Genomic DNA, 22,413 nt, shown 5'->3' with positions numbered 1-22,413 from the left:
TCGGCACGCAGGCCGGTCAGGTCTCCGGTGGGGACAGCTCCGCGTGCATCGCCGCGCGCAGGCGCAGTGTGGCGACCAGCCGCTGGAACGCCTCCGCCCAGTACCCCCCGGCCCCGGGCGCCGTGTCCTCCCCCTCGTCGGACGCCGCCGTCAGCACCTCCAGCCGGTTCGCCTCGCGGGGGTCGAGGCACCGCTCCGCCAGCCCCATCACCCCGCTGAAGCTCCACGGGTAGCTCCCGGCCTCCCGCGCGATGTCCAACGCGTCGACCACGGCCCGCCCCAGCGCCCCGGACCACGGCACCGCGCACACCCCGAGCAGCTGGAACGCCTCCGACAGCCCGTGCGCCGCGATGAACGCCGCGACCCACTCCGCCCGCTCCTCGTGCGGCAGCGTGGACAGCAGCGCCGCCGACGACGAGGCCCCCGGCCCCGACGCGGGCGGCGCCGAGGCGGGGCCGAGCAGCGCCCGCGACCACGCCGCGTCCCGCTGCCGTACCGCCGCCCTGCACCACGCGGCGTGCAGCTCCTCGCGCCAGTCGTCGGCCACCGGCAGGGCGACGATCTCCCCGGGGGCGCGCCCGCCGAGCCGCTCCCGCCACAGCCCGAGCGGGGCGGCCTCCACCAGCTGCCCGAGCCACCAGGACCGCTGGCCCCGGCCGGAGGGCGGCTGCGGCACGACGCCGTCGCGCTGCATCTCCGCGTCGCACTCGTGCGGCGCCTCCACCGTGATCGTCACCTGCCGGCCGGTGTGGTCCAGGCCCACGCACGACGCGGCCCGCGCGGCCATCCGCGCGGCGAACGCCGACCCGGGCAGCGCGGACAGCAGCTCCGCGGCCGTGGACCGGACGTTGCGGCTGCGGTCCGGCAGGGCGCGCTCCAGGAACTCCTCGTCGTCGGCGGACAGCCCCGTCCGCAGCGAGTCCAGGAACATCAGCCGGTCCTCGGCCCGCTCCGTCGCCCACGTCGACGCCAGCAGGTCCAGCGCCACCGCCGGGTCGTGCGCCCGTACGGCCGCCAGCAGGGCGACCCGCTCGGCGAACAGGCCCTCCTCCCACAGCCGCCGCACCCCCTCGGCGTCGTCGGGCGCGGGCAGGGCCGCTCCGCCGGACGCGCCGCGCAGGGCGAACTTCCACTCCGGGTTGAACGTGGCCAGCCACAGCGCGCGCGGCCCGCCGAGCGCCAGCGCCTGCGGCCGCAGGTCGGTCCGGGCGCGTGCGGCGTCGAGCAGCGCGGGCAGGGCGGACGCGGGCACGCGGTAGCCGTACGCCTGGGCGGCGGCCAGCCACTGCGGCAGCAGCTCGGTCAGGTCCGGGGCGGCGCCCCGGCGGCCACCGCCGCTCGCCGACGGCCGGTCGGCGAGCAGCTGCACCAGCCGGCGCGCGGCGGCCTCGGGCAGCGGCGGCCGCTCGTCGCGCGGCGCGGGCCGCGGCAGGGGCGCGGCGGGGGCGGGGAGGAGCCCGGCCCTTCGCCGCACGGTCTGCACGGCGGCGGCGTCCAGCAGCGCGACCGGCGCGTCGACGACGCCCCCGCCCCCCGGACCCGCCGCGTCCGCCCCCGCCGGGAGCGGCAGCGGGCGGCGGTCCGTGCCCAGGAGGGCCGAGGTGACGAGGTCTTCCCACGTCGTGGTGGTCATGTCTTCTCCTCCAGCCGTCAGGTGAGCGGGACCGTGCCCGGCGCGTCGGGGGACCAGGCGGCCAGCGGGGTGAAGCCGCGGTGGCCGCACTCGCCGAACACCGTGACCGGCGCGCCGCCGGACACCGCCGCCAACCGCCACAGCCCCGGCCGCGCCGGGGCCGACCCGGTGACGGGCAGCGCGGCGCCGCCGTCCGCGTCGGCCAGCTGCCAGCCCTCCGCCGCCGGCACGGGCACCACGTCCCGCAGCGTCACCGGCCAGGAGTCCAGCCACGGGTCGTCCCGCAGCGCCAGCCCGTACGCCGTGAGCGCGTCCCCGACCGTCCCGCCCGGCGGCGGCGCGTCCCCCGGTACGGGCGCGGCGAACCGCTCGCCCAGCTCCGCCCGCAACTGCCCGGCCCCCGGGTGCCGGAGGAGCTCCGCGTCGACGACCACGCCCACCGCGAGCGTCGGCTCCGGAGCGCGGCCCGCCACCCCGAACGACAGCAGCAGCGCCGTGCGCCCCGTGTCCCGCCCGTGCAGCCAGGTGCGGCGCGTCGTCAGCTTGCCGTCGGACGTGTCGTACTGGGCGAGGACCAGCCAGCGGTCCCGGACCGCGGGGCCCTCCGCCGACGAGGGCAGGCCGACCCGCGTGCGGACCGTCGCGGCCAGCGGCTCCGGCAGCCGGTCGACGCCCAGCCACGCCCGGTCCAGCAGGTGCGTCAGCGCGCTCTCCTCCAGCAGCCGCACCGGCCAGCCGGGGCCCGAACCGGGTAGCGCGCCCAGCTCCCGGACCCGGCCCGCCAGGCCCGGCGCCTGCGCGTCGACCATGCGGCGCGCGGTCTCCTCCCACAGCCCGTACCCGGCCTGCTCGGCGGCGGCCAGCCCGCCGCGCACCAGGTCCGCGAGGCGCTGCTCCAGCTCCTCCGCGCCGGCCGTCACGCGGGCCGACCTGGCCGCCGCCCGGCGCCGCGCCGCCTCGGGGTCGGCGGGCCCGGCGTCGTCCTTCCGCTTCCGCGCCTCGGCGCGCGCCCCGCGGCTCTCCAGCCACTGCTCCGCCCAGTCCGGGGCGGACGCCCCGGCCGGTACGGCGGCGGCGTCCGCCGCCCAGAGCAGCAGCAGCCCCAGCGCGTGCTTGCACGGGAACTTCCGGCTCGGGCAACTGCACGTGTACGCCGGGCCCGTGACGTCGACGACCGTCCGGTACGGCGTGCTCCCGCTGCCCTTGCACAGGCCCCACACGGCCCCCGCGTCGCTGCACCCCGTGCCGGACCACGGCCCGGCGACGCCCAGCCGGCCTCCCGCTTTGCGCGAAGCGGCGTCAGGCGCCAGGGCCAGCACCTGCTCCGCCGTCCAGCGCACCCCCTGCTCAGTCATGCCGCCGACGGTAGGGCCCGCCACTGACAATCGGCTCCGACCTGCGACGACGGGCCCCGGCAAGGGAGTTGGCGAGGGGCGCTCGTACCGTGGTGCCACCACCACTCGACCTTCGGGGGAGCACATGAACCGCACCAGCCGATCCGTCGTCGCCGCCCTGGCCGCGGCCGGTCTCGCGTTCGGCCTGGGCGCCTGCTCGCAGGCCGCCGACGATGCCGCCGAGCGCGTCGACAGCGCGCTCAACGAGACGTACCAGGTGACGTACGAGGTGACCGGCGCCAACATCGAGTCGATCAGCTACAACGGCGGCGGGGGCGACGCGATGAACCCGAAGCTGGAGACCGTCGAGAAGCCGACCCTGCCGTGGCGCAAGACGGTGACGCTGCGCGGCGTCGAGGCGCCGCTCGTCACGCCCGTCGCCATCCGGTACGAGGGCGCCCAGGCCAGCTGCAGGATCACCCACGAGGGCAAGGTGCTGAAGGAGGCGACCGGCAAGGGCGCGGCCGCGACGCTCAGCTGCGTGGCGGTCTCCCCGGTCGCCGCCGAGTGAGCGGACCGGCGGCCGCCCGGTGACGCCGCGCCGGGCGGCCGCCGGCCCCGCGGGGCGGCCGCCCGGACCCGCCGGGGCGGAGCCGCCGGTCCGTCCGCCGACACCCCGCCAACTCCCTTGGTACCGCCCGGTTTCCCGCTCCGACCTGCGGAAACGGTCGATTGTCAGTGGCGTGGTGCACGGTGGTTCCCAGACCCGGTCGAACGATTCGAACGATCTGGAGGGGGATCCCATGACCGTGCCCGGAACCACCGAGGACCACCGCGCCGAAACCGGCGCCGACGCCCTGCGGCCGCACGCGGAGGACGCGTTCGCCCACGAGCTGAGGGCGCTCGCCGCGGCCGACGACCGGCCCCGCCCGGAGCGCTGGCGGCTCTCTCCGTGGGCCGTCGCCACGTACCTGCTGGGCGGCACGCTCCCGGACGGCACGGTGATCACACCGAAGTACGTGGGCCCGCGCCGGATCGTCGAGGTCGCCGTCACCACGCTCGCCACCGACCGCGCCCTGCTCCTGCTCGGCGTTCCCGGCACGGCCAAGACCTGGGTGTCCGAGCACCTCGCGGCGGCCGTCAGCGGCGACTCGACGCTCCTCGTCCAGGGCACGGCCGGAACACCGGAGGAAGCCATCCGCTACGGGTGGAACTACGCCCGGCTCCTGGCCCACGGCCCCAGCCGCGACGCCCTCGTGCCCAGTCCGGTCATGCGCGCCATGGCCGACGGCATGACGGCCCGCGTGGAGGAGCTGACCCGCATCCCCGCCGACGTGCAGGACACGCTCATCACGATCCTGTCCGAGAAGACGCTGCCCATCCCGGAGCTGGGCCAGGAGGTCCAGGCCGTCCGCGGCTTCAACCTGATCGCCACGGCCAACGACCGCGACCGCGGCGTCAACGACCTGTCGAGCGCCCTGCGCCGCCGCTTCAACACGGTCGTCCTGCCCCTGCCCGAGACGCCGGAGGCCGAGGTCGACATCGTCTCCCGCCGCGTCGACCAGATCGGCCGCTCCCTCGACCTGCCCGGCGCGCCCGAGGGCATCGACGAGATCCGCCGCGTCGTCACCGTCTTCCGCGAGCTGCGCGACGGCGTCACCACGGACGGCCGCACCAAGCTCAAGTCGCCCTCCGGCACGCTCTCCACCGCGGAGGCGATCTCCGTCGTCACCAACGGGCTCGCCCTCGCCGCGCACTTCGGGGACGGCGCGCTGCGCCCCGCCGACGTGGCCGCCGGCATCCTCGGCGCCGTCGTCCGCGACCCGGCCGCCGACCGCGTCATCTGGCAGGAGTACCTGGAGACCGTCGTCCGCGAGCGGGACGGCTGGAAGGACTTCTACCGTGCCTGCCGCGAGGTGTCGGTGTGAGCGGCCCCCTGCTGCTCGGGGTCCGCCACCACGGGCCCGGCTCGGCGCGCGCGGTCCGTGCCGCCCTCGACGCGGCCCGCCCCGGAGCCGTGCTGATCGAGGGGCCGCCGGAGGCCGACGCGCTGCTGCCGCTCGCCGCCGACGAGCGGATGCGCCCGCCGGTCGCCCTGCTGGCGCACGCCGTCGACGATCCGGGACGGGCCGCGTTCTGGCCGCTCGCCGCCTTCTCGCCCGAGTGGGTCGCCCTCCGCTGGGCGCTCGACCACGGCGCCGCCGTCCGCTTCGTCGACCTGCCCGCCGCGCACTCCCTCGCCATGACGGGCGACCCCACGTGGGGCGACGAGGACGACGACGACACCGGCGACGGCGACGCGGGCGAGCCGTCCGCCGTCGGGCGGCGCGGACTGCGCCTCGACCCCCTCGCCGTACTCGCGGAGACCGCCGGGTACGACGACCCGGAGCGCTGGTGGGAGGACGTCGTCGAGCACCGCGCGGCGCCCGCGGACGACCCGCTGGCGCCGTTCGCGGCCGTGGCGGAGGCGATGGCGGCGCTGCGCGAGACGTACGGGCACGGCGGCAACGCCCGCGACCCCGTCCGCGAGGCGTACATGCGGCTCCAGTTGCGCGCCGCCCGCAAGGAGCACGGCGACGACGCCGTCGCCTTCGTCTGCGGCGCCTGGCACGTCCCGGCGCTCGCCGCGAGGACCGCCGTCACCGCCGACCGGGCCCTCCTGCGGGGCCTGCCCAAGGTCAGGACGGAGACGACCTGGGTGCCGTGGACGCACCGCAGGCTCGCCCGCCGCTCCGGGTACGGCGCCGGCATCGCCTCGCCCGGCTGGTACGGGCACCTGTTCGCCGCGCCCGACCGGCCCGTCGAGCGGTGGATGACGAAGGTCGCCGGGCTGCTGCGGGACGAGGACCGCCTCGTGTCGTCCGCCCACGTCATCGAGGCCGTGCGGCTCGCCGGGACGCTCGCCGCGATGCGCGGCCGCCCCCTGCCCGGCCTCACCGAGACGACCGACGCCGTCCGGGCGGTGATGTGCGACGGCTCCGACGTGCCGCTCGCCCTGATCCGGGACCGGCTCGTCGTCGGGGACGTCCTGGGCGAGGTGCCCGACGGGGCGCCCGCCGTGCCGCTCCAACGCGACCTGAACCGACTCCAGCGCACCCTGCGCCTCAGACCGGAGGCGGCGGAGCGGGAGCTCGACCTCGACCTGCGCAAGGACACCGACGCCGCCCGCAGCCGCCTCCTGCACCGGCTGCGCCTCCTCGGCGTCGACTGGGGCACGCCCGAGCGCGCCCGCGGCACGGGCACCTTCCGGGAGACCTGGCGGCTGCGCTGGGAGCCCGAACTCCACGTGCGGGTCGCGGAGGCCGGCGTGTGGGGCACCACGGTCCTGTCCGCCGCCACCGCCAAGGCCGAGGCCGACGCCCTCGCCGCCACGGCCCTCGCGGAGATCACCGCCCTCGCCGAGCAGTGCCTCCTCGCGGACCTGTCCGAGGCGCTGGGACCGGTGATGAAGGCCCTCGCCGACCGCGCCGCGCTCGACGCCGACGTCGGCCACCTCGCCCGGGCCCTGCCCGCCCTCGCCCGCTCCCTCCGCTACGGGGACGTGCGGGCCACGGACACCACAGCGCTCGCGGAGGTCGCCACCGGCCTCGCCCTGCGGATCTGCGTCGGTCTGCCGCCGGCCTGCGCCGGGCTGGACGCGGACGGCGCCGCCGAGATGCGCGGCCACGTCGACACCGTCCACACGGCGATACGGCTCCTCCCGGACGCCGACGAGGTCGCCGCCCGGTGGACGGCCGTCCTGGAGCGGCTCGCCCGCCGCGACACGATCCCCGGCGCCCTGCGCGGCCGCGCGGCCCGGCTCCTCCTGGACGACGGGCGGCTCGCCGAGGACGAGGCCGCCCGCCTGATGGGCCTCGCCCTGTCGCCCGGCACGGCGCCGGCCGAGGCCGCCGCCTGGATCGAGGGCTTCGTCGGCGGGGCGGGCGGCCCCGGCCGGGACGGCTCGGGCGGCATGCTCCTCGTCCACGACGAGCGGCTGCTCGCCCTGGTCGACGCGTGGCTGACGGCCGTGCCCGCCGAGGCGTTCACGGACGTGCTGCCGCTGCTGCGCCGCACGTTCTCCGCGTACGAGCCCGGGGTGCGCCGCACGCTCGGCGAACTCGTCCGGCGCGGCCCCGCCGAGGGCGGCGGGGCGGTGCTCGCCGGGGCGGGCGCGCCCGGCTTCGGCACCGGCCTGGACGAGGCCCGCGCCGACGGGGTGCTGCCCCTGCTGGACCTGCTGCTGGGCCGCCGGCGGGCGGACGACGACGAACGTGTGGGGGTGGACCGATGACCGGTGACGAGGAGCGGCTGCGGCGCTGGCGCATGGTGCTCGGCGGGGGAGCGGCGGACGGCACGGGCCGCGCGCTCACCGGCACGGACGCCGCCATGGACGGCGTGCTGGGCGCCCTGTACGGCGGGGCCGCCGGCGAAGCGGACCGGCAGGGGCGCCGGGACCGGTCGGCGGGACTCGGCGGGTCGGCGCCGTCCGTGGCGCGCTGGCTCGGCGACATCCGCACGTACTTCCCCAGCTCCGTCGTGCAGGTCATGCAGCGCGACGCGATCGACCGGCTCGGCCTGTCCGCGCTGCTGATGGAGCCGGAGATGCTGGAGGCCGTCGAGGCGGACGTCCACCTCGTCGGCACGCTGCTCTCCCTCAACAAGGCCATGTCCGAGACGACGAAGGAGACGGCGCGGGCCGTCGTCCGCAAGGTCGTCGACGACCTGGAGAAGCGCCTCGCCACGCGCACCCGGGCCACCCTCACCGGCGCCCTCGACCGCAGCGCCCGCGTCAGCCGGCCCCGGCACCGCGACATCGACTGGGACCGCACGATCCGCGCCAACCTGAAGAACTACCTGCCCGAGTACCGCACGGTCGTCCCCGAGCGGCTGGTCGGCTACGGGCGCGCCTCACAGGCCGTCAAGAAGGAGGTGGTGCTCTGCATCGACCAGTCCGGATCGATGGCGGCGTCCGTCGTGTACGCGTCGGTGTTCGGCGCGGTCCTGGCGTCGATGCGGTCGATCGCGACCCGGCTCGTCGTCTTCGACACGGCCGTCGTCGACCTGACGGACCAGCTCGACGACCCGGTGGACGTGCTGTTCGGCACCCAGCTGGGCGGCGGCACGGACATCAACCGGGCGCTCGCGTACTGCCAGTCGCAGATCACCCGTCCCGCCGACACGGTCGTGGTGCTGATCAGCGACCTCTACGAGGGCGGCATCCGCGACGAGATGCTGAAGCGGGTCGCGGCGATGAAGGCGGCCGGGGTGCAGTTCGTGACGCTGCTCGCCCTGTCCGACGAGGGCGCCCCCGCGTACGACCGGGAGCACGCCGCCGCGCTGGCGGCGCTGGGGGCACCGGCGTTCGCGTGCACGCCGGACCTCTTCCCGGAGGTGATGGCGGCGGCCCTGGAGAAGCGCCCGATACCGGTGCCCGACCCGGTGTGACCCGCGAGGGCGGACGGACGCGTGCCGGGACCCGCGCCCTGCCGGGGCCGGGCCCCATAACGGACATGGTGGCTCATCAGGAACACGGAGCTTGCGTGACCGGGGGAGGATCGTGCGAGCATCGTCGCGACATGACGCGGACGCAGTCATTCCGCATCCCGGTTCCCCCAGGAGAGTCCCCAGCCTCGTGCCCATGGCAGCAGCGGTCGTCCCCGCCCCCGCACCGCGCCCCGCGCGCGGTGCGGCGGCCGGGCGCGCGCTGACGCTCCTGGTGCTCCTCGGCGGCCTGCTGGCCCTGGCGGCCCTCTTCGCGGGCGACGCCCGGGCGGCGGGCACGACACCGGCCGCCGGCACGGCGACCGAGCGGACGGTGACCGACGTACGGCAGGCCGACGAGGCGTTGCCGGCCGTCGGGCCGCTGCCCTCCGTCGGGCCGCTGTCCCCCGGCGGGACGGGAACGGACGCGGGTGCGCTCGGCGCTCCCGAGGCGTCCGCCGACCGGGAGCCCCTCCCCGCCCGTGAGCCGTCCCGCGACGCGCAGCCGTCCCTCGACACGCAGGCACCCCGCGACCCGAGCACGCCCCGCGATCCGAGCACGCCCCACGCCCCGAACACGCTCCGTGACCCGGAGGCACCCCGCGACGCGGAGGTGTCCCCGGACCCGGAGCTGTTCCGTGGTCCGGAGGCGCTTCGCGGCCCGGGGGCGCCCTCCGCGCCGGAGGGGGACTGCGGTGCCGGGGCGCTTCCCGGTCCGGAGCCCCTCTGCGGCGCCGCGGAGGCGGCGGCCGGCCCGGCCGGTTCCGTGACGAGCGGGGCCGTGCGGGACGCGGGCGCGGGGGCGGAGACCGGCGCCGGGGTCGTACGCGACGCCGGGGCGGCGGTCGTCGGGGCGGTCACCGGGCCGGGTGTTCCCCTCGTGCCGGCACCCGTCCTCCCGATCACGCCCACTCTCCCGATCACGCCCGTCCTCCCCGTGCCGCCCGCGCTGCCGGTGACCCCCGCGCTTCCGGTGATCCCCGGGGCGCAGGGGCCGGTCCCGCAGGCGCCCGCCGTCCCGGACGGCCGGCCCCGGGGCGCCACGGCCGGCGCGCAGGACGCCCCCCGGACCCGTACGGCCTCCGTCGCGTCCGGCGCGGAAGTCCCGGCGCCGCACACCGCCGCCCCGGTTCTCACCACCGCCCCGGTTCTCACCACCGCTCCGGCCCACCCCGCCACCCCCGGCGCGTCCGCCGCCCGGCCCTCCGGTGCCACGGACGACGGCCCGGCCGCGCCCGGCCGGGCGCCCTGCGGCGGCACCGCCCCGCACACCGCCGGCGACAGCGGTTCGCCGCGCGGCGCCGGCGACCAGCACGGGGTGGCGGACCGCACCGCCGGCCCGGCCGCGCCCGTGCGCGGCGCCACCCTCCCCGCCACGGCCGCGCCCCTCCGGGACCGGCCGCACGACGTCCTCGAATTCCCCGGCTAGGGCAGCCCTTCCCCTGCACCACGACCTGCCGCGCGGGGGCGGGACAGGTCTGCCCGCCGACACCACACGTTCGAATTCGAAGGACTCACGCACCGTGAACAAGAACATCCGCCGTTCCATAGCCGTCGCCGCCACCGCCACCGGCATGTGGGCCCTGGGCACCGCCGCCGCCAGCGCGGACGAGCTGCCCGTCTCCGCCCCGCTGTCCTCCCCCGACCAGGCGGTCGAGGCCGCCGACGGCCTGGCCGGCGACCTGGCCGACGGCCTCGGCTCCCCGGTGCCGCAGGCCGACGCCGTCGAGGTCGCCGTCCCGTCCGTCTCCCCGGACGCGCAGCTGCCCACCTTCCGGACCCCCGACCTCCAGGCCCCGACCTTCCAGGCCCCCGACGCCCCCACCGCCCCGTCCTTCCAGGCCCCGGCCGTCACCGACGCGCCCGACACCGACGAGCACGTGGACTACCTCTTCGGCCCCCTCGCCGCCTTCGCGTCCGACCTCGACCCGCAGACCCCCACCGCCGACGCCGCGTACCGCTCCACCACCCCCGTCGTGGACGGGCTCGCCGCCGACGCGCTGCCGCCCATCGCGGCGCGGGCCGTGACGGCGGTGACGCCGTTCGCCGGGCAGACCGTGGACGGCACGGTCGACCTCGCGGGCGGCACGGTCGCCGGCGTCGTCGGGGGCGTCCAGCCGCTGGCGACGGGCGTGGTCTCCGAGGTGGACCCGTTCGCCCACGGGGTGGTCGGCGCCGTCCAGCCGCTCGTGGAGACCGTCGTCGACCAGGTCCAGCCCGTCGCGACGGGCGTCACCACCAGCGCCACCGCCCTCACGGAGGGCGTCGTCTCGCACGCCACGCCGTTCGCCCACGACGTGACCGCCACGACGATGAGCGACGCCCAGCCGTACACCGGGACGACCCTCCAGGGTGCCTGGACGGCGGTCGACACCATCACTCCGGACTACCTCGGCTGAACCTCCGCCGGGGGCCGGCCGGCCCGTTCGGCCCACACGCCTGATCTGCTACGGAATCCGTAGCCACGGGCGGTCTCACAGCCGGTGGGGCCGCCCGTTCGGGGTTCCTGCCTGTGACAGGTATCACCGCTCCGGTGTGATCTGCGATTTAGGGTGGCACCGCCTCCGGGGATAACCTGCGAGGCGGACATGCCGCGTCCACGGACACCGTGTACGCCTCCCTTGTGACAGAGCAGTCACGTTGCCCTCCGCCCGCACGACGGGCGCGCGGCACGCCCACGCATGACAACGAACCGCGATCACCAGAAAAGGGACGGACGCGCGTGGACCTGTTCGAGTACCAGGCGAGGGACCTCTTCGCCAAGCACGGTGTACCGGTGCTGGCCGGTGAAGTCATCGACACGCCTGAGGCGGCGCGCGAGGCGACGGAGCGGCTGGGCGGCAAGTCGGTCGTCAAGGCGCAGGTCAAGGTCGGCGGCCGCGGCAAGGCCGGCGGCGTCAAGCTGGCCTCGGACCCGCAGGACGCGGTCGAGAAGGCCCAGCAGATCCTCGGCATGGACATCAAGGGCCACACGGTCCACAAGGTGATGATCGCCGAGACCGCTCCGGAGATCCTTGAGGAGTACTACGTCTCGTACCTCCTCGACCGCACCAACCGCACCTTCCTGGCCATGGCGTCCGTCGAGGGCGGCATGGACATCGAGGAGGTCGCGGCCACCAAGCCCGAGGCCCTCGCGAAGGTCCCGGTCGACGCCAACGAGGGCGTCACGATCGAGAAGGCCCGCGAGATCGTCGCGCAGGCGAAGTTCCCGGCCGAGGTCGCCGAGAAGGTCGCCGAGGTCCTCGTGACCCTGTGGGAGACGTTCGTCGCGGAGGACGCCCTCCTCGTCGAGGTCAACCCGCTCGCCAAGGTCGCCTCCGGCGACATCCTGGCCCTCGACGGCAAGGTCTCCCTGGACGCCAACGCCGACTTCCGCCAGCCCGAGCACGAGGCGCTGGAGGACAAGGCCGCCGCCAACCCGCTCGAGGCCGCCGCCAAGGCGAAGGGCCTCAACTACGTCAAGCTCGACGGCGAGGTCGGCATCATCGGCAACGGCGCGGGCCTGGTCATGTCCACCCTGGACGTCGTCGCGTACGCCGGTGAGGCGCACGGCGGCGTGAAGCCGGCCAACTTCCTGGACATCGGCGGCGGCGCCTCCGCCGAGGTCATGGCGAACGGCCTGGAGATCATCCTCGGCGACCCGGACGTCAAGTCCGTGTTCGTCAACGTCTTCGGCGGCATCACCGCCTGCGACGAGGTCGCCAACGGCATCGTCCAGGCCCTGGAACTCCTCAAGACCAAGGGCGAGGAAGTCACCAAGCCGCTGGTCGTGCGCCTCGACGGCAACAACGCGGAGCTGGGTCGCAAGATCCTGTCGGACGCCAACCACCCGCTGGTGCAGCGCGTGGACACCATGGACGGCGCGGCCGACAAGGCCGCCGAGCTCGCGGCTGCGAAGTAAAAGGGACGAGGTCACAGACACACCATGGCTATCTTCCTCACCAAGGACAGCAAGGTCATCGTCCAGGGCATGACCGGCGCCACGGGCATGAAGCACACCAAGCTCATGCTCGGTGACGGCACCAACATCGTCGGTGGCGTGAACCCGCGCAAGGCCGGTACGACCGTCGACTTCGACGGCACCGAGGTACCGGTCTTCGGCACGGTCGCCGAGGCGATGGAGAAGACGGGCGCCGACGTCTCCGTCCTCTTCGTGCCGCCGGCCTTCGCGAAGGCCGCCGTCGTCGAGGCGATCGACGCCGGGATCCCCCTCGCGGTCGTCATCACCGAGGGCATCGCCGTCCACGACTCCGCCGCCTTCTGGGCGTACGCGAAGTCGAAGGGCAACAAGACCCGCATCATCGGCCCGAACTGCCCCGGCCTGATCACGCCCGGCCAGTCCAACGCGGGCATCATCCCCGGCGACATCACCAAGCCGGGCCGGATCGGTCTCGTGTCGAAGTCCGGCACGCTGACCTACCAGATGATGTACGAGCTGCGCGACATCGGCTTCTCGTCCGCCGTCGGCATCGGTGGCGACCCGGTCATCGGCACCACCCACATCGACGCGCTCGCGGCCTTCGAGGCCGACCCGGAGACCGAGCTGATCGTCATGATCGGTGAGATCGGCGGCGACGCGGAGGAGCGCGCGGCCGACTTCATCAAGGAGAACGTGACGAAGCCGGTCGTCGGCTACGTCGCGGGCTTCACCGCGCCCGAGGGCAAGACGATGGGCCACGCCGGCGCCATCGTGTCCGGCTCCTCCGGCACGGCGCAGGCGAAGAAGGAGGCCCTGGAGGCCGCCGGCGTCAAGGTCGGCAAGACGCCGACCGAGACGGCCAAGCTCGCCCGCGAGATCCTGAACGCCCAGGCGTGACACCCGCCTGAGCACGCCCCGAAGCGGGCCCGCCCCCCGGTGTCCCCGGGAGGCGGGCCCGCTTCGTGTGCGGGGGTCAGCGGGCCGAGGGGACCAGGCGGGCCGGGCCCGTCACCGGTGCGCTCTCCAGGTGGGTCCGGAGGCCCTTGTCCTGCCGCGCCGGCTGCTGCGGCCCGCTCAGCACCGGCACGCCCGCCACCGCCTCGCCCGGCGCCAGCGGCGGCTCGTACCGGGTGGGCGCCGTCGCCAGCGTGAAGGCCGTCGCCGCGGCGATCAGCACCGACAGCGCCGCTGTCCCGCGCGTCCACAGCCACACCCGCCGCTCCCCGCCCGCCCGCACCGACCGGGGCGTGGCCAGCGCCGTCGCCGCGCCCAGCTCCAGCAGCTCCGCCAGCCGCTCCCGCAGCGCCTCCGGCTCGGCCAGGGACGGCACCCGCTCGGCGACCGCCTGGCGCGCGTGCAGCAGGCGGTGCGCGGCGGCCGGACTGCTGGCCTCCGTCTCGGCGGCCACCTCCGGCAGCCCCACGCCCAGCCCGTCGTAGAGCAGCAGCGTCCGCCGGTACGGGGCGGGCAGCTCCAGCAGCGCCCCGCGCAGCGCCCGCACCGCGGCGCACCCGGTGGGCGGGTCGGGGCGGCGGTGCGCGCGCCGCAGCCGGTGCCAGGGGGAGAGGGCGTAGTCGTGCGCGGCCGCCCGGACCCAGCCGGTCGGGTCCCGGTCGACGGCGACCTCCGGCCAGCGGTCCCACGCCTGGTGGAACGCGCACTCGACGGCCTCCCGCGCCAGCCGCCGCCGTCCGGTCAGGACGTACGCCTGCCGTACGAGGTCGGGTGCGGCGTGCGCGTACAGCGCGTCGAACGCCTCGACGGGCGTCGCGGGCGGCGCACCCGCCGCCCCCGGCCCGGTCACCGCCCCCGGCCCGGTCGGGACCGCCGCTCCGGGGGGCGGGTCCGGCGTCCTCGCCGCCCGCGTCCCGCCGATCGTGCCCTGCGTCATCGCCAGCCTCCGCGAACACCCTGCGTAGCGGAAAAGTACATAAACGTATATTGAGCGACACAGCGGGCATCCGCCTGTTGCGCGGCTACAGCGCGTGTCGTTGGCAGCATGCTTCCGTGACCGCTTCCGTGTCCGTTCCCGCTTCCCCGCCCGCGCCCGAGCCCGGGGCGCCGGCCCCCGTGGAGTCGCAGCCCGTCGTGTACGGCGGCCGGCCCGCCGCCGCGGCGGCGGGGGCCTTCGCGCGCGGGGTGACCGCGGCGGTGCTGGGCCTCGGCGCGTTCGTCGTCCTCGTCATCACCGCGTGGGTCAGTTCCCCCTACCCCGACAGCGGCCCCGCGGGGGCCCTGCACGTCGCGGCCGGCCTGTGGCTGCTGGCCCACGGCGTGGAGCTGGTGCGCCCGGAGACGCTGTCCGGCGTCCCCGCCCCGGTCGGCGTCGTCCCGCTGCTGCCCGCCGTGGTCCCGGTGTGGCTGGTGTACCGGACCGCGCGTGACGCCCTGGAGCCGGGCGGCACGCGGCCCAGGCCGACGCCGACCGGGGCGGTATGCGCGGTGACCGCCGGGTACCTCGTGGTCGCCACGAGCGCCGCCCTGTACGCGGCGGGCGGGCCCCTGGAGGCGGATCCGCTGAGCATGGTCGGGCACGTTCCGCCGGTCGTGGCGCTGGCGGTGGCGGCCGGGGCGTGGAGCGCGTACGGCCGGCCGCTCGGGCCGCTGCCGGAGCGGCTGCCCGCGTGGGTGCGGCGGGCACCGGCGCGCACCCGGTCCCTGGCGGCGGTGCGGGCGGCGGGCGGGGCGCTGCTGGTGCTGCTGGCGGGGGGCGTGCTGTTGGTGGCGGGGTCGCTGGTGTGGCACTGGGAGGCGGCCCGCGGGTCGCTGCTCGGCCTGTCGGGTGACTGGGGCGGGCGGGCGGTGGTCGTGGCCCTGGCGCTGGCCCTGCTGCCGAACGCCGCGGTGTGGGGCGCGGCGTACGGCCTGGGGCCCGGGTTCGCGCTGGGCGCGGGGGTGTCGGTCACGCCGCTGGGGGTGGTGGGGGTGCCGGCCCTCCCGGACTTCCCGCTGCTGGCGGCCGTGCCGGGCGGCGCGCGGGGCGGCTGGGTGACGTGGATGGCGGCCGCGGTGCCGGTGGCGGCGGGGGTGGTCGCGGGGTGGCGTACGGCGGGGGAGGCGGCGCCTCCGCTGGTCCGCCGCGACGAGGCGTGGAGCGTGCGCCGCACGGCGGGGGCCGCGGGGCTGGCGGCGGTGGTGTGCGGGGTGGCGGTGGCCGTGCTCGCGGCGGCGGCGTCGGGGCCGCTGGGGGAGGGCCGGCTGTCGGAGTTCGGCCCGGTGTGGTGGCGGGTGGGCGGGGCGGCCCTGGCCTGGACGGCGCTGGTGGCCGTGCCGACGGCGCTGGCGCTGCGGGTCTGGCACATCCGTGTGACGGAGGACCGGCTGGCCGAGCCCGCGCCGCTCTCCCCGTCCTCCCCGGCGCGGGCCCCGGAGCACCGGCTGCGGGCGTGGCTGCCCCGCCGGTCCTGGCTGCCCGGCTGGGCCCGGTCGCCGCGCCGGGGCCTGCCGCCGCGCCGAGAGCCGGCCGCCGCCCCGCCGGGGACCGGGGAGCCGCGGGGCGACGACGAGCCGTAGGGCGGGCCACGCGGCGCCCGGAACGCCGAAGGGCGGCCCCGCGCCGCCGCCGGAGCGGTCGGGCGGGGCCGCCCCGGTGGGCGGGGGGGGCCTACCGCTTGACGCCGATGAGGTCGCGCAGCGGGTCGGGCAGCTGCTGGTTGCAGGACAGCTGGCCCTCCTTGGTCAGGGAGTCGTCCACGCAGGTGTAGAAGTCCCGGTACACCAGCTGGAAGGTGAACATCGTCGCCACGATGACCAGCGCCAGCGCGCCGGTGATCAGGCCGCTCACCGCCGCCGTCGTCTGGGACTTCGCCGCCCCCGCGGCCGCCTCGCCCCGGCTCCGCTCGCGCAGCGAGCTGATGCCCCAGTACAGGGCCAGCGCGCCCAGCAGCAGGCCCAGCTCCGGGAAGTCGAAGACCGCGAAGAAGAAGCCCCACATGCCCGCCAGCAGCGCGTACCGCGCGCGCCGCTGCGAGGGGTCGGTCGGGTCCCAGCGCAGCTGGGGCCCCTCCTGCTGCGGGCGCCCCTGCCGGGGCGGCTCGCCGCCGAAGTCGTCCGACGAGCGGCCCGGCTGGCGCGGGCTCCAGCGACTGCCCCAGCGCCCCTCGCGGCCCTCGCGGCCCCCTTCGCCGTCCCCGGACCCGTCGCCCTCGTCCGCCGGGCGGCGCGGCTGCCAGGGCTGGTCGGGGCTCCCCTCCGGCGGCGGCGCGAACGGGTTGCTGTCGTCGGTGGACTGGCGGCCTCGGTCCGGCATGTGGTGAACGTCTTCCCCTGTTGTCGTGATCCGTCCGTCCCCGTCCGTCTGCGGTACGGGGAACGGTTCCGCCCCAGACGCTACCGCCCACCCCGGCCCCCGTCCCGCGGGGGAGGTGCGGTGTGCCGGTATCGTTGCTGACGGTCGGCGCGTTCGTAGAGTTCCCCGTATCGGAGCACACGGCCCGTTCGTACGACCATACAAAGCCGCACCTCGCACGTACCGCTCACGCGAAAAGAGTCCCCCGTGGCCACCGCCCCCGCCACCCGCATCGTCGTCCTGGTCTCCGGCTCCGGAACCAACCTCCAGGCCCTGCTCGACGCGATCGCCGCCGACCCCGAGGGGTACGGCTCCCGGGTCCGCGTCGTCGCCGTCGGAGCCGACCGCACCGGCATCGCGGGCCTGGAGCGGGCGGAGCGCGCCGGGGTGCCGACGTTCGTCCGCCGGGTGAGGGACTACGCGACGCGTGACGAGTGGGACCGCGCGCTGGCCGAGGCCACGGCCGCGTACGAGCCGGACCTCGTCGTCTCGGCCGGCTTCATGAAGATCGTCGGGAAGGAGTTCCTGGCGCGCTTCGGCGGGCGGACCGTCAACACCCACCCCGCCCTGCTGCCCAGTTTCCCCGGTGCCCACGGAGTGCGGGACGCGCTCGCGTACGGCGCGAAGGTCACCGGATGCACCGTCCACTTCGTCGACGACGGCGTCGACACCGGCCCGATCATCGCCCAGGGCGTGGTCGAGGTGCGGGACACGGACGACGAAGCCGCTCTCCACGAGCGCATCAAGGAAGTCGAGCGCACGCTGCTCGTCGAGGTCGTGGGGCGTCTCGCCCGGCACGGCTACCGCATTGAGGGACGAAAGGTTCATGTCGGTGAATAAGCCCATCCGTCGCGCGTTGATCAGTGTCTACGACAAGACGGGACTGGAGGAGCTGGCCCGCGGCCTGCACGAGGCGGGCGTCGAGCTGGTCTCCACGGGCTCCACGGCCGCGAGGATCGCCGCCGAGGGCGTCCCGGTCACCAAGGTCGAGGAGCTGACCGGCTTCCCCGAGTGCCTGGACGGCCGCGTCAAGACCCTCCACCCGCGCGTGCACGCCGGGATCCTCGCCGACCTGCGCCTCGACGCGCACCGCGAGCAGCTCGCCGAGCTGGGCGTGGAGCCGTTCGACCTGGTCGTCGTGAACCTGTACCCGTTCGAGGCGACCGTCGCGTCCGGCGCCGCCCCCGACGAGTGCGTCGAGCAGATCGACATCGGCGGCCCCTCCATGGTCCGCGCCGCCGCGAAGAACCACCCGTCCGTCGCCGTCGTCACCTCCCCGGCCCGGTACGGCGACGTGCTCGCCGCCGTCGCCGCGGGCGGCTTCGACCTGGCGGCCCGCAAGCGGCTTGCCGCCGAGGCGTTCCGGCACACCGCCGCGTACGACGTGGCCGTCGCCTCCTGGTTCGCCTCCTCCTACGCCCCGGCCGACGAGTCGGCGTTCCCCGACTTCACGGGCACCACGTACGACCGCCGCAACGTCCTGCGGTACGGCGAGAACCCCCACCAGGGCGCCGCGCTCTACGTCGACGGCACCGGCGGCCTGGCCGAGGCGGAGCAGCTGCACGGCAAGGAGATGTCCTTCAACAACTACACGGACACCGACGCCGCCCGCCGCGCCGCCTACGACCACGCCGAGCCGTGCGTCGCGATCATCAAGCACGCCAACCCGTGCGGCATCGCCGTCGGCGCGGACGTGGCGGAGGCCCACCGCAAGGCCCACGCCTGCGACCCGCTGTCCGCGTTCGGCGGCGTCATCGCCGTCAACCGCCCGGTGTCCGTCGCCATGGCCGAGCAGGTCGCGGAGATCTTCACCGAGGTCATCGTCGCCCCCGACTACGAGGACGGCGCGGTCGAGGTCCTCGCCCGCAAGAAGAACATCCGCGTCCTGCGCTGCCCCGAGGCGCCGTCCGCGCCCGTCGAGGTCAAGCCCATCGACGGCGGCGCGCTCCTCCAGGTCGCCGACCGCCTCCAGGCGGAGGGCGACGACCCGGCCGCGTGGACCCTCGCCACCGGCGAGGCCCTGTCCGAGGCCGAGCTGGCCGAGCTGGCCTTCGCCTGGCGCGCCTGCCGCGCGGTCAAGTCGAACGCGATCCTCCTCGCCAAGGACGGGGCCAGCGTCGGCGTCGGCATGGGCCAGGTCAACCGCGTCGACTCCGCCAAGCTCGCCGTCGAGCGCGCCGGCGAGGAGCGGGCGCGCGGCTCGTACGCCGCGTCCGACGCGTTCTTCCCGTTCCCGGACGGGTTGGAGATCCTCACCGCCGCCGGCGTGAAGGCCGTCGTCCAGCCGGGCGGCTCCGTCCGCGACGAACTGGTCGTCGAGGCCGCGAAGAAGGCGGGCGTGACCATGTACTTCACGGGCACGCGCCACTTCTTCCACTGAGCGCCCCGCCACCGACGCACCGAGGCCGCCCGGCGATCACCGGGCGGCCTCGGCCGTTTCCGCCGTACGGGCTACTTGAGCGAGCCGACGAACGCGCCCCAGGCGCCGTCGGAGACGATCAGGGCGGGGTGGTGGGGGTTCTTGCTGTCACGTACGGGCACGATGCCGGTGAACCCGTCAGCGACCTCGACGCAGTCCCCTCCCGCCTGGTTGCTGTAGCTGGACTTGCGCCAGGCGGCGGCGCCGAGCTCGGGTCGGGATACGTGGGTCACGGTAGTCCTCCATCGCGGAACGGATCAGACGGGCTGACGCCTGCGGTGACAGGGCCTGAGCCTGCAAGTGATCGAATGCAAGGGCGTACTCAGCGACTGTCGCGGCGTTCTCGACCAGTTCCCCTGAGTAGGCACTCTCCAAGTACGCCACGGCCGGTCGGTCCAGGAACGACAGGACAGTTGTCGAACCACCCGTCACGGCGTGCGCTCCCCGACTAAAGGGAAGCACTTGCAGCGTAACGTTCTCCAACTCGCTTGACAGGTCAAGAAGATGGCCAAGTTGCTGACGCATGACGGCAAGGCCGCCGACGGGGCGACGCAGGACCGCTTCATCCAAGACGGCCCATAGGGCAGGAGCACTCTCGCCATTGAGGAGCTGCTGCCGCTTGAGTCGAGTTTCGAGCTTGCCCTCCAGCTCCTTGCGCACGCTGGGGATCGCGACACTCAGCAGTGCGCGGGCGTACGCCCGCGTCTGGAGGAGTCCAGGCACGGTGTCGGCCGAGTACTTGCGGATCCTGTACGCCTGCTTCTCCAGCAGTACGTACTTCCGCGCCCAGTCCGGGATCGGGGTGCGCACCACGTGGAGCCACAGGTCCACGAGGTCGCCGTCGGCGTGCAGCAGGCGGTCCAGGGCCTCGGCGACCTGCTGGGTCGGGGTCTCCGTACCCAGTTCGAATCTGGCGATCATGCTGTGGGCGATCGGGATCATCGCGCCGAGCTGTCGCTGCGTCAGTTCGGCGGCGTTGCGTAATTTCCGCAGCTTCGCGCCGAAGAGGGCCGAGAGGGACTCGCTGGGATCGAGTTCTTTGGCTGTGGGCATGGCTGTTCCCTGGTTTCCGCTCACCGCGTCGAAAGTCGTTACCCCTGGTGAACGTAGCGCTACCCGCCGATGCTGAGGGCGCGGAAGAAGGAAGTGAACCGGAAAGGGGCAACGCGCATGGGAATCGCCGAACGGGCGGCGGCGGCCGAGCGGATCAGGGAGGCGGAGGAGGCGTGCGACGAGCTGCGCGCCGCGCTGTCCGGGGCGGGGGTCACCCTGCCGTCGCTGGGGCTGGACTGCGTCTCGCTGGCGGCGGACCCGCCCTACCCGCTGGTGGAGTTGGGCCGGTGCGCGCCCAGGACGGCCAGGCGGCTCGCGCGGGCGCTGTCGGGGGCGGGCGGCACGGCCCCGGACGGGGGCCGCTGATGTCCCGGCTGACCGTGCGCACCGTGGAGGTCACGGGGGACCAGGTGCGGGTGGGCGACGTGATCGCGGTGGGCGGGCTGCCCCACACGGTGAGCGACGTGCGGCAGGTGCGGCCGGACCGCAGGCGGCTGGAGTTCGAGGACGGCAACGCGTACGTGCTGGGGCGGGGCCGGTCGATCCGGGTGGTGCGCACGTCCACGGACCGGGGGCGCTGAACCGGGCACGGCGGCACGGCGGTACGGCGAAGGCCGTGACCCACGCGAGCGGAGCGCGGGGTCACGGCCTTCGGGTGGGATCAGTAGCGCGGGCGCTTGAACCAGGCCGCCGTGTCGCCCTTCGCGGCGAACACGATCAGCAGGATCGCGAAGAGGATCGTCCCGATGCCGATCGGCATCTGGAAGATGCCGCCGACGATGGCGAACGAGCCCCAGACGATCGCGCAGGTGCGGACGGCGCTGCCGCCCTTCGCCCACTTCAGGGCGATGACCAGGCCGAGGGCGGCGAAGACCAGGGCGAAGACGGCGAAGACGACGATGATGCCCTTGCCGATGTCCGAGGCGATCTCGGTCTCCGTGCTCGACAGGCCGGTGCCGCTCTGGTTCACGGCCTCCTCGACGGCGCCCATCTGGGTGAACGCGTAGACGGCGAAGACGAGCTGGAGGGCGATGATCACCCAGACGAAGATGCGGGCCGTCTTGGCGCCGCCGGGCATCTCCATCGGCGGGGCGGGGTAGCCGGCGCCCGCGCCGTACGGCTGGGCCGGCGGGGCCTGCGGGTAGCCGTAACCCGGCTGCGCGGGCTGCTGCTGACCGTAGGGGTTGTTGGGGTCGCCGAAACTCATGGCGGTCTTCCTCCGTGGGACGTGCGGGGACGCGCGGTCCGCGCGGAGGAACTGACTGCACTCGAATATGCGCCGCATCGTCCCCCCGGCACTGCCCGCGGCATTGCGCCGTCATCGTGGTATTAAGATCCGCTTTTTGTCCAGTCAGATTGGGGGACCGTTGTGCAGATGCAACCTCTCCCGGTCGGGCGGGCGGCCCGGAATTGGAAGAGGGCGGGGGTCATCCGCGAGTATGGGCACATGAGCGCCCAGATTCTCGACGGCAAGGCCGCAGCCGCAGCGATCAAGTCCGACCTGACCGCCCGTGTGGCGGACCTGAAGGCCAGGGGCGTCACGCCGGGGCTCGGAACGCTGCTGGTGGGCGAAGACGTCGGCAGCCAGAAGTACGTGGCCGGCAAGCACCGCGACTGCGCCCAGGTGGGCATCGCGTCGATCCAGCGGGAGCTGCCCGCGACGGCGACGCAGGAGGACATCGAGGCGGTGGTCCGCGAACTGAACGAGGACCCCGCGTGCACCGGCTACATCGTGCAGCTGCCGCTCCCGAAGGGCGTGGACACCAACCGGGTGCTGGAGCTGATGGACCCGGCGAAGGACGCGGACGGCCTGCACCCCATGAACCTGGGGCGGCTGGTGCTCGGCGAGCCCGCGCCGCTGCCCTGCACGCCTGCGGGCATCGTGACGCTGCTGCGGCGGCACGGCGTGGAGATCGCCGGGGCGCACGTGGTGGTCGTGGGGCGCGGCGTGACCATCGGCCGCCCGATGCCGCTGCTGCTGACGCGGCGTTCCGAGAACGCGACGGTGACGCAGTGCCACACGGGCACGCGGGACCTGTCCGCGCACCTGCGGCAGGCCGACATCGTGGTCGCCGCGGCCGGTGTGCCGCACCTGATCAAGCCGGAGGACGTCAAGCCGGGCGCGGCGGTGCTGGACGTGGGCGTGAGCCGGGACGAGAGCGGCAGGATCATGGGCGACGTGCACCCGGGCGTGCGCGAGGTGGCCGGCTGGGTCGCCCCGAACCCGGGCGGCGTCGGTCCGATGACGCGCGCGCAGCTGCTGGTGAACGTCGTCGAGGCGGCCGAGCGCGCGGCGCTCTGACA

21 protein-coding genes are annotated in these 22,413 nt (G+C 75.4%); 14 read left to right on the top strand and 7 right to left on the bottom strand.

Annotated elements, in window-relative coordinates; all coding sequences use genetic code 11:
- Positions 1-16: 16 nt before the first annotated feature.
- Together IE106_RS02860 and IE106_RS02855 are read right to left on the bottom strand one after the other, a co-directional pair.
- Positions 17-1,633 (bottom strand): DUF5691 domain-containing protein, encoded by a 1,617-nt coding sequence (locus IE106_RS02860; RefSeq protein ID WP_189529620.1) that lies wholly within the window; start codon positions 1,631-1,633, stop codon positions 17-19.
- A gap of 17 nt (positions 1,634-1,650) precedes the next feature.
- Positions 1,651-2,988 carry an SWIM zinc finger family protein gene (locus tag IE106_RS02855; RefSeq protein ID WP_189529619.1) on the bottom strand — a complete coding sequence of 446 codons (1,338 nt, stop codon included), beginning with the start codon at positions 2,986-2,988 and terminating at the stop codon, positions 1,651-1,653.
- A 124-nt stretch (positions 2,989-3,112) separates the two neighbouring features.
- On the opposite strand from IE106_RS02855, the gene IE106_RS02850 reads away from it, so the two are divergent.
- The 8 genes from IE106_RS02850 (at position 3,113) to sucD (ending at position 13,246) form a co-directional block, all read left to right on the top strand.
- Positions 3,113-3,538: an MmpS family transport accessory protein gene (locus tag IE106_RS02850; RefSeq protein WP_189529618.1), complete on the top strand. Its 426-nt coding sequence runs from the start codon at positions 3,113-3,115 to the stop codon at positions 3,536-3,538.
- 232 nt (positions 3,539-3,770) lie between these two features.
- Positions 3,771-4,895 (top strand): ATP-binding protein, encoded by a 1,125-nt coding sequence (locus IE106_RS02845; protein WP_189529617.1) that lies wholly within the window; start codon positions 3,771-3,773, stop codon positions 4,893-4,895.
- Positions 4,892-7,240, top strand: coding sequence for a DUF5682 family protein (locus IE106_RS02840; RefSeq protein ID WP_189529616.1), 2,349 nt, complete (start codon positions 4,892-4,894; stop codon positions 7,238-7,240). Before IE106_RS02845 ends, IE106_RS02840 begins: the two co-directional genes overlap by 4 nt.
- Complete coding sequence (locus tag IE106_RS02835; RefSeq protein WP_189529615.1) at positions 7,237-8,394, top strand: VWA domain-containing protein; 1,158 nt, start codon at positions 7,237-7,239, stop codon at positions 8,392-8,394. The genes IE106_RS02840 and IE106_RS02835 overlap by 4 nt, the downstream gene beginning before the upstream one ends.
- Positions 8,395-8,587: 193 nt before the next feature.
- Complete coding sequence (locus IE106_RS02830) at positions 8,588-9,859, top strand: hypothetical protein (protein ID WP_189529614.1); 1,272 nt, start codon at positions 8,588-8,590, stop codon at positions 9,857-9,859.
- 94 nt (positions 9,860-9,953) lie between these two features.
- Complete coding sequence (locus IE106_RS02825) at positions 9,954-10,829, top strand: hypothetical protein (RefSeq protein ID WP_189529613.1); 876 nt, start codon at positions 9,954-9,956, stop codon at positions 10,827-10,829.
- 323 nt (positions 10,830-11,152) lie between these two features.
- Positions 11,153-12,331: an ADP-forming succinate--CoA ligase subunit beta gene (sucC, locus tag IE106_RS02820; protein ID WP_189529612.1), complete on the top strand. Its 1,179-nt coding sequence runs from the start codon at positions 11,153-11,155 to the stop codon at positions 12,329-12,331.
- Positions 12,332-12,355: 24 nt separating this feature from the next.
- Positions 12,356-13,246 (top strand): succinate--CoA ligase subunit alpha, encoded by an 891-nt coding sequence (gene sucD / locus IE106_RS02815; protein WP_189529611.1) that lies wholly within the window; start codon positions 12,356-12,358, stop codon positions 13,244-13,246.
- A 76-nt stretch (positions 13,247-13,322) separates the two neighbouring features.
- Here the strand turns inward: sucD and IE106_RS02810 are convergent, their stop codons facing one another.
- Positions 13,323-14,240 carry an RNA polymerase sigma factor gene (locus IE106_RS02810; RefSeq protein ID WP_308427852.1) on the bottom strand — a complete coding sequence of 306 codons (918 nt, stop codon included), beginning with the start codon at positions 14,238-14,240 and terminating at the stop codon, positions 13,323-13,325.
- Between the two features lie 116 nt (positions 14,241-14,356).
- On the opposite strand from IE106_RS02810, the gene IE106_RS02805 reads away from it, so the two are divergent.
- Entirely contained in the window at positions 14,357-15,862 is a 1,506-nt protein-coding gene (locus IE106_RS02805; protein ID WP_189529610.1) for a cell division protein PerM, read from the top strand.
- Positions 15,863-15,953: 91 nt separating this feature from the next.
- On the opposite strand, the gene IE106_RS02800 is transcribed toward IE106_RS02805, so the two are convergent.
- Positions 15,954-16,598, bottom strand: coding sequence for a hypothetical protein (locus IE106_RS02800; protein ID WP_189529609.1), 645 nt, complete (start codon positions 16,596-16,598; stop codon positions 15,954-15,956).
- A gap of 246 nt (positions 16,599-16,844) precedes the next feature.
- On the opposite strand from IE106_RS02800, the gene purN reads away from it, so the two are divergent.
- Positions 16,845-17,477 carry a phosphoribosylglycinamide formyltransferase gene (gene purN / locus IE106_RS02795; RefSeq protein WP_189529608.1) on the top strand — a complete coding sequence of 211 codons (633 nt, stop codon included), beginning with the start codon at positions 16,845-16,847 and terminating at the stop codon, positions 17,475-17,477.
- Positions 17,464-19,017, top strand: coding sequence for a bifunctional phosphoribosylaminoimidazolecarboxamide formyltransferase/IMP cyclohydrolase (gene purH / locus IE106_RS02790; RefSeq protein ID WP_189529607.1), 1,554 nt, complete (start codon positions 17,464-17,466; stop codon positions 19,015-19,017). The genes purN and purH overlap by 14 nt, the downstream gene beginning before the upstream one ends.
- A 71-nt stretch (positions 19,018-19,088) precedes the next feature.
- Here purH and IE106_RS02785 read toward each other — a convergent pair whose 3' ends face one another.
- A complete protein-coding gene (locus tag IE106_RS02785; protein WP_189529606.1) occupies positions 19,089-19,289 on the bottom strand; it encodes a DUF397 domain-containing protein in 201 nt (66 codons plus the stop codon).
- Positions 19,195-20,109, bottom strand: coding sequence for a helix-turn-helix domain-containing protein (locus tag IE106_RS02780; RefSeq protein ID WP_189529605.1), 915 nt, complete (start codon positions 20,107-20,109; stop codon positions 19,195-19,197). Before IE106_RS02780 ends, IE106_RS02785 begins: the two co-directional genes overlap by 95 nt.
- 117 nt (positions 20,110-20,226) lie before the next feature.
- On the opposite strand from IE106_RS02780, the gene IE106_RS02775 reads away from it, so the two are divergent.
- Entirely contained in the window at positions 20,227-20,475 is a 249-nt protein-coding gene (locus tag IE106_RS02775) for a hypothetical protein (protein ID WP_189529604.1), read from the top strand.
- A complete protein-coding gene (locus IE106_RS02770; RefSeq protein ID WP_189529603.1) occupies positions 20,475-20,690 on the top strand; it encodes a hypothetical protein in 216 nt (71 codons plus the stop codon). The genes IE106_RS02775 and IE106_RS02770 overlap by 1 nt, the downstream gene beginning before the upstream one ends.
- An 80-nt stretch (positions 20,691-20,770) precedes the next feature.
- Here IE106_RS02770 and IE106_RS02765 read toward each other — a convergent pair whose 3' ends face one another.
- Positions 20,771-21,316, bottom strand: coding sequence for a hypothetical protein (locus tag IE106_RS02765; RefSeq protein ID WP_189529602.1), 546 nt, complete (start codon positions 21,314-21,316; stop codon positions 20,771-20,773).
- A 240-nt stretch (positions 21,317-21,556) separates the two neighbouring features.
- Here IE106_RS02765 and IE106_RS02760 point away from each other — a divergent pair, with 240 nt between their 5' ends.
- Positions 21,557-22,411: a bifunctional methylenetetrahydrofolate dehydrogenase/methenyltetrahydrofolate cyclohydrolase gene (locus tag IE106_RS02760; RefSeq protein WP_189529601.1), complete on the top strand. Its 855-nt coding sequence runs from the start codon at positions 21,557-21,559 to the stop codon at positions 22,409-22,411.
- Positions 22,412-22,413 lie beyond the last annotated feature (2 nt).

The organism is Streptomyces roseolilacinus (assembly GCF_014649335.1).
In the GTDB taxonomy this organism is placed as follows: Bacteria; Actinomycetota; Actinomycetes; order Streptomycetales; family Streptomycetaceae; genus Streptomyces; species Streptomyces roseolilacinus.
Note: the sequence above shows the minus strand (reverse complement) of the source record. Positions and strands in the feature narration are given on the sequence as shown.

Bases quoted from the DNA above. Each gene is read 5' to 3' on its own strand.
- IE106_RS02860 (WP_189529620.1), bottom strand. From the start codon at position 1,633: ATGACCACCACGACGTGGGAAGACCTCGTCACCTCGGCCCTCCTGGGC.
- IE106_RS02845 (WP_189529617.1), top strand. From the start codon at position 3,771: ATGACCGTGCCCGGAACCACCGAGGACCACCGCGCCGAAACCGGCGCC.
- IE106_RS02835 (WP_189529615.1), top strand. From the start codon at position 7,237: ATGACCGGTGACGAGGAGCGGCTGCGGCGCTGGCGCATGGTGCTCGGC.
- IE106_RS02810 (WP_308427852.1), bottom strand. From the start codon at position 14,240: ATGACGCAGGGCACGATCGGCGGGACGCGGGCGGCGAGGACGCCGGAC.
- IE106_RS02760 (WP_189529601.1), top strand. From the start codon at position 21,557: ATGAGCGCCCAGATTCTCGACGGCAAGGCCGCAGCCGCAGCGATCAAG.
- IE106_RS02830 (WP_189529614.1), top strand. From the start codon at position 8,588: ATGGCAGCAGCGGTCGTCCCCGCCCCCGCACCGCGCCCCGCGCGCGGT.
- sucD (WP_189529611.1), top strand. From the start codon at position 12,356: ATGGCTATCTTCCTCACCAAGGACAGCAAGGTCATCGTCCAGGGCATG.
- IE106_RS02850 (WP_189529618.1), top strand. From the start codon at position 3,113: ATGAACCGCACCAGCCGATCCGTCGTCGCCGCCCTGGCCGCGGCCGGT.
- IE106_RS02770 (WP_189529603.1), top strand. From the start codon at position 20,475: ATGTCCCGGCTGACCGTGCGCACCGTGGAGGTCACGGGGGACCAGGTG.
- purH (WP_189529607.1), top strand. From the start codon at position 17,464: ATGTCGGTGAATAAGCCCATCCGTCGCGCGTTGATCAGTGTCTACGAC.
- IE106_RS02800 (WP_189529609.1), bottom strand. From the start codon at position 16,598: ATGCCGGACCGAGGCCGCCAGTCCACCGACGACAGCAACCCGTTCGCG.
- IE106_RS02765 (WP_189529602.1), bottom strand. From the start codon at position 21,316: ATGAGTTTCGGCGACCCCAACAACCCCTACGGTCAGCAGCAGCCCGCG.
- IE106_RS02780 (WP_189529605.1), bottom strand. From the start codon at position 20,109: ATGCCCACAGCCAAAGAACTCGATCCCAGCGAGTCCCTCTCGGCCCTC.
- IE106_RS02775 (WP_189529604.1), top strand. From the start codon at position 20,227: ATGGGAATCGCCGAACGGGCGGCGGCGGCCGAGCGGATCAGGGAGGCG.
- IE106_RS02855 (WP_189529619.1), bottom strand. From the start codon at position 2,988: ATGACTGAGCAGGGGGTGCGCTGGACGGCGGAGCAGGTGCTGGCCCTG.